Raw genomic sequence first — 5,377 nt, forward strand, 5'->3', positions numbered from 1 at the left:
CCAAATCGCTTGCCGGCGACTCCAATCGCCTCAAGCGCGAGGTCGGCAATTTCCTCGAAGCGGTGCGCGCGGCGTAACCTCAGCCGCTCTGCGCCATGACAAAGCCCGGACCTCGTCCGGGCTTTTTGCTGTTTGACGTTTGTTGTTTGACCGTAGCCCGGATGAGCGCAGCGATATCCGGGTTCATCTCCACAGCTCGTGAGAACCCGGATGTCGCTGCGCTCATCCGGGCTACGCGTCGCTAGGACGCCAGCATCTTGCGATACAGCGCATTGTAGCAGGCGGCCGAGAGGTTCCAGCTGAACGAGCGCGCCATCGCCGACAGCCGCATCGCGTTCAATTGCTCGGTGCGCCGGAAGGCCGAGAAGGCGCGTTTGACCCCGCCGAGGAACGATTCCGCCGACGGCTTCTCGAACAGGAAGCCGGTCTCGCCGTCGGTGATGGTCTCGGCCAGGCCGCCGGTCTGATGGCCGATCGGCAGCGAGCCGAAGCGCTGCGCATACATCTGGCTGAGGCCGCACGGCTCGAAGCGCGACGGCATCAGGGTGAAGTCGCTGCCGGCGAAGATGCGACGCGCCTGGGCGTCGTTGAAGCCGATCGCGACGCCGATCGAATCCGGGCGGCGGCGGTGGGCGTCCATCAGGGCGCGCTCGATCGCGGGCTCACCGGTGCCGGTGACGACGATCTGGCCGCCGGCGCCGACGATCTCGTCGGCCGCCTCCAGCACGAGGTCGATGCCCTTCTGATGCACCAGCCGTGCGACGATGCCGAACATCGGGCCGCGCGACACCGCAAGGCCGAACTGCTTGCGGACGTAGTCGGCATTGGCCTTCTTGCCGTCCCAGTCGCCGGCGCCGAAGGGCTGCGCCAACTGCTGGCAGTAGCGGGGATCCCAGCTCTCGTCGATGCCATTGAGGATGCCGGTCAGCTCATGCGCATTGGAGCGCTGCCGCAGCAGGCCTTCCAGGCCGCACCCGAGCTCGGACGTCGTGATCTCCTTGGCATAGGTCGAGCTGACCGTCGTCAGGTGCGACGCATAGACCAGGCCGCCCTTGAGGAACGAGAGCTTGTCGTAGAACTCGAGCCCGTCGATGTGGAACGAGGATTCCGGTGCGCCGATCCGGCGCAGCGACTCGCGCGGGAACAGGCCCTGATAGGCCAAATTGTGGATGGTCAGGATCGAGGGCACGTCGACCCCGCGCCACGCCAGATAGGCCGGGACCAGCGCCGCCTGCCAGTCATTGGCGTGAACCAGGTCCGCCGCCCAGCTCTTGTCGAGCGTGCCGGCGGCCAGCTCGGCGGCCGCCGCGGCGAGCCGGCCGAAGCGGATGTCGTTGTCGGCCCAGTCCTGGCCGCTCTCGTCGCCGTAGGGATTGCCCGGCCGGTCGTACAGCTCGTCGCAGAGCAGGACGTAGACCGGCAGGCCGTCGCGGGTGGATGATCGGCCGAGCGCGCATCCCGGCATCTCCGCCAGGGGATCGCAGCGGCCGACGATCTCGATATGTGTGAGTTGCTCGATCACGTCCCGATAGCCGGGCAGCATGATCCTGACGTCGGTATGTGAGCGCAGTGCCCGGGGAAGTGCCGCGGAAACCGCAGCCAGTCCGCCCACCCGGACGAAATCGTCCATTTCGGTCGTAACGAACAGAACCCGCAAGAGATGTCCTCGATCAAGCCCCATGTTCGTCCTATGCAAGAAAGGGTCCAAATTCAGCCATCAACAAAAAGCGATGCCGCATCGCGGCGAAAGGCCAAACGCGCTCGGTATCGAATGGTTCGATCTGGACAAGACGGGCACGGCGTCCGATGGCTTACGCTTCGTTAATCCGCGCGGACGAGGTGGCCTTCTGTCGATTTTGGCCACGTCCGCCACAGAAGAAACGCTGACAACAGGGAGCTGCGCGCGTGAGTCTAGACCGAGAGCATGAGGGCCGTTTGACAGGATCCTTCGACGGCCTGCGCGTGCTGGATTTTTCGACCACCATCGCCGGTCCGCACTGTGCCCGCATGCTTGCCGATATGGGGGCGGAGGTGATCAAGATCGAGTCAGCCGAAGGTGAAACCATGCGCACCCGGCCGCCGATGCGGCATGGCTGCTCCACCGCTTTCGGTCAGCTCAACGTCGGCAAGAAGAGTGTCGTGCTCGATCTCAAGTCGCCTGACGGCGTCGAGGCGGTGCGGCGGCTGGTCGCGGACGCGGACATCCTGGTCGAGAACTTCCGGCCTGGCGTGATGCAGCGGCTCGGGCTCGACTACGCCGCCCTCGGCGCGCTCAACCCGCGGCTGATCTACTGCTCGATCTCGGGCTACGGCCAGACCGGCCCGTCGGCGGAACTGCCGGCCTACGCGCCGGTGATCCACGCGGCCTCGGGCTACGACATGGCGCATCTCGCCTACCAGCCGGGGCGCGAGCGGCCGGACTATTGCGGCATCTATCATGCCGACGTCGTCACCGGGACCTACGCCTTCGGCGCCATCGCCTCCGCGCTGTACCAGCGCGAGCGCACCGGCCGCGGCCAGCACATCGACTGCTCGATGCTGGAATCGATGCTGAGCCTGACCTTGAACGAGATCCAATGGTCGCAATTCCCGGTTGTCCAGCCGTCCCGGCCGACCTTCGGCCCGGCGGCGTGCCGCGACGGCTATGTGATGATCGCGATCGCCAGCGAGAAGACGTTCCAGAACCTGATGGTCGTCATCGGCCATCCCGAATGGACGAGCGATGCCCGGTTCGCGAAATATTCCGACCGGCGGGCCAATTGGGGGGCTCTGATGGATGGGGTCGAGGCCTGGTCGGCCCGGCTCAGCGTCGCGCAATGCGTCGAGGCCTTGAACGCCGGCGGCGTGCCGAGCTCGGCCTATCGCAGCGTCGCCGAGGCGTTGGCCGATCCGCAGATCGCGCATCGCGGCGCGCTGGCGGAGGTCGAAGACGACGCGGGCCGCTTCAAGGTCGTCAACCTGCCGTTCCGGATGTCGGAGGCGAAGGTCGCGGCCGGTCCGCGCGCCGCGAGCCTGGGCGAACACACGACCGATGTGCTGCGCGAGGTGGCTGCGGGCGTGCGGGAGAATGGCTGACTGCGCTGAGGCAAAAGGCTGCAGGGCAGCCATGAGCACGCGCCATGCGGGCGGCCTTGCTGCTCCGCCCGTTTCCGGCCAATGTCTCCGACATCGCAAGAACAGTCCGGATCCGCCGGACGCATCCGTGCCGGGAGGAGATGCCTGGGCCCGCTCGCGTCAGCGCGAGCCGTCGCCCGCCTGTCCCGTCATGATGCCGTCCGGTCCCGCCAGCAACCGGACCACGGGAGTGAAACCATGAAGAGCTTCAAGGTCACCGATTTCAACGCGCCGCTGAGCGAGGTCGACGAGCCGACGCCGCAGCCGTTCGGCAAGCAGGTGCTGATCAAGGTGAAGGCCGCCGGGGTGTGCCACAGCGATCTGCACATCTGGGAAGGCGGCTACGATCTCGGCCATGGCCGCAAGCCGCTGTCGCTGAAGGATCGCGGCGTCTCGCTGCCGCGGACCATGGGCCACGAGAGCGCGGGCGAGATCGTCGCGTTCGGCCCTGATGTCACCGAGGCCGAGAAGGGCGGGTTGAAGGTCGGCGACGTCGCGCTGGTCTATCCCTGGATCGGCTGCGGCACATGCGCGACCTGCCTCGCGGGCGACGAGAACATGTGCCTGAAGCCGGCCTCGCTCGGCGTCTATTGCGACGGCGGCTATGCCGACCACATGACGGTGCCGCATCCGCGCCACCTGATCGATCTCAAGGGCCTCGATCCGGTGACCACCGCGCCCTATGCCTGCTCGGGCGTGACGACCTACAGCGCGCTGAAGAAGGTCGAGAAGGATTTCGACACGCCGATCGTGATCTTCGGCGCCGGCGGCCTCGGCCTGATGGCGCTGTCGCTGCTCAAGGCGATGGGCGGCAAGGGCGCCATCGTCGTCGACATCGACGCGCGCAAGCGCGAGGCGGCGCTGGCGGCGGGCGCGCTGGCCGCCGTCGACGGCAAGGCGCCGGATGCGCTGGAGCAGCTCAACAAGGCCGCGGGCGAGCCGATCCGCGCGGTGATCGACCTGGTCGGCAATGCCGCCACCGCGCAGCTCGGCTTCGACTGCCTGACCAAGGGCGGCAAGCTCGTCATCGTCGGCCTGTTCGGTGGCGGCGCGCCCTGGGCGTTGCCGCTCATCCCGATCAAGGCGGTGACGATCCAGGGCAGCTATGTCGGCAATCTCCGCGAGACCAAGGAACTGCTCGACCTCGTCCGCGCCAAGAATATCGCGCCGATCCCGGTGACCCCGATGCCGCTCGCCCGGGCCAATGATGCCTTGCACGAGCTGCAGAAGGGCCAACTGGTCGGCCGCGCCGTGCTGACGCCGTAGTCCGCGCTCTCTCCTCGTCATGGCCGGGCTTGACCCGGCCATCCACGTCTTTGGCGCCGCATTGCTTGGAGTGATGGATGCCCGGGTCGAGCCCGGGCATGACACAGTTTTGCTTCTTGATCTAGAAAGCCTCGCCCCATGCCCTCGACCAACGCCCTCCACATCGCAGTCCTCCCCGGCGACGGCATCGGCCCCGAGGTGATGGCGCCGGCCCTTGAAGTATTGCGTCAAGTGGAGGCCAGGGCCGGCCTGTCGTTCCGCTTCACCGAGGCTCAGGCCGGCGCCAACAATTATCTCGCCACCGGCGCGTCGATCGCGGACTCCACGATCCGGCTGTGCGAGGAGGCCGACGCGATCCTGCTCGGGGCCTGCGGGCTGCCGTCGGTGCGCTATCCCGACAACACCGAAATCGCGCCGCAGATCGAGCTGCGCTTCCATTTCGACCTCTATGCCGGGGTGCGGCCCGCCCGGCTGATCCCGGGCGTGCCGAGTCCGATCGTCGGCGCCGCCGAGCGCGGCATCGATTTCGTCGTGATCCGCGAATCGACCGAGGGCCTGTTCGCCTCGATGGGCAAAGGTCAGGTGACACATGAGGAGGCGCGCGAGACCCTCGTCATCACCCGCAAGACCTCCGAGCGGCTGTTCAACTTCTCCTTCAAGCTCGCCGAGCGGCGCAAGGCGCGCGGCCGCTCCGGCACCTTAGGCTGTGTCGACAAGGCCAATGTGTTCAAGGCCTTCGCCTACTTCCGCAAGATTTTCGACGAGGTCGCTCAGCTTCATCCGGATGTGAAGACGGACCGTCTCTACATCGATGCCTGCGCGCTGATGCTGGTCAAGCGCCCGTGGGATTTCGACGTCCTGGTCACCGAGAACATGTTCGGCGACATCCTGTCCGACCTCGCCGCCGGCCTGGTCGGCGGCATGGGCATGGCGCCCTCGGCCGATATCGGTGATCGGCACGCCGTCTTCCAACCCTGCCACGGCACCGCGCCCGATA

Annotated in this window: 4 protein-coding genes; 3 read left to right on the top strand and 1 reads right to left on the bottom strand. The window is 66.9% G+C overall.

Features of this window, described 5'->3' with window-relative positions:
• Window positions 1-241 precede the first annotated feature (241 nt).
• Window positions 242-1,657, bottom strand: a complete 1,416-nt coding sequence (gene glgA, locus BRAS3809_RS03705; RefSeq protein WP_035655215.1) for a glycogen synthase GlgA — start codon at window positions 1,655-1,657, stop codon at window positions 242-244.
• 299 nt (window positions 1,658-1,956) lie between these two features.
• On the opposite strand from glgA, the gene BRAS3809_RS03710 reads away from it, so the two are divergent.
• From BRAS3809_RS03710 to BRAS3809_RS03720, 3 genes are all read left to right on the top strand, one after another.
• Entirely contained in the window at window positions 1,957-3,075 is a 1,119-nt protein-coding gene (locus BRAS3809_RS03710; RefSeq protein ID WP_502685658.1) for a CaiB/BaiF CoA transferase family protein, read from the top strand.
• Between the two features lie 237 nt (window positions 3,076-3,312).
• A complete protein-coding gene (locus BRAS3809_RS03715) occupies window positions 3,313-4,380 on the top strand; it encodes an alcohol dehydrogenase (protein WP_008960769.1) in 1,068 nt (355 codons plus the stop codon).
• Window positions 4,381-4,518: 138 nt separating this feature from the next.
• The coding region (locus BRAS3809_RS03720) for an isocitrate/isopropylmalate dehydrogenase family protein (protein ID WP_035655216.1) at window positions 4,519-5,377 on the top strand (859 nt) is incomplete at its 3' end.

This window comes from Bradyrhizobium sp. STM 3809, assembly GCF_000239795.1.
Lineage (GTDB): Bacteria > Pseudomonadota > Alphaproteobacteria > Rhizobiales > Xanthobacteraceae > Bradyrhizobium.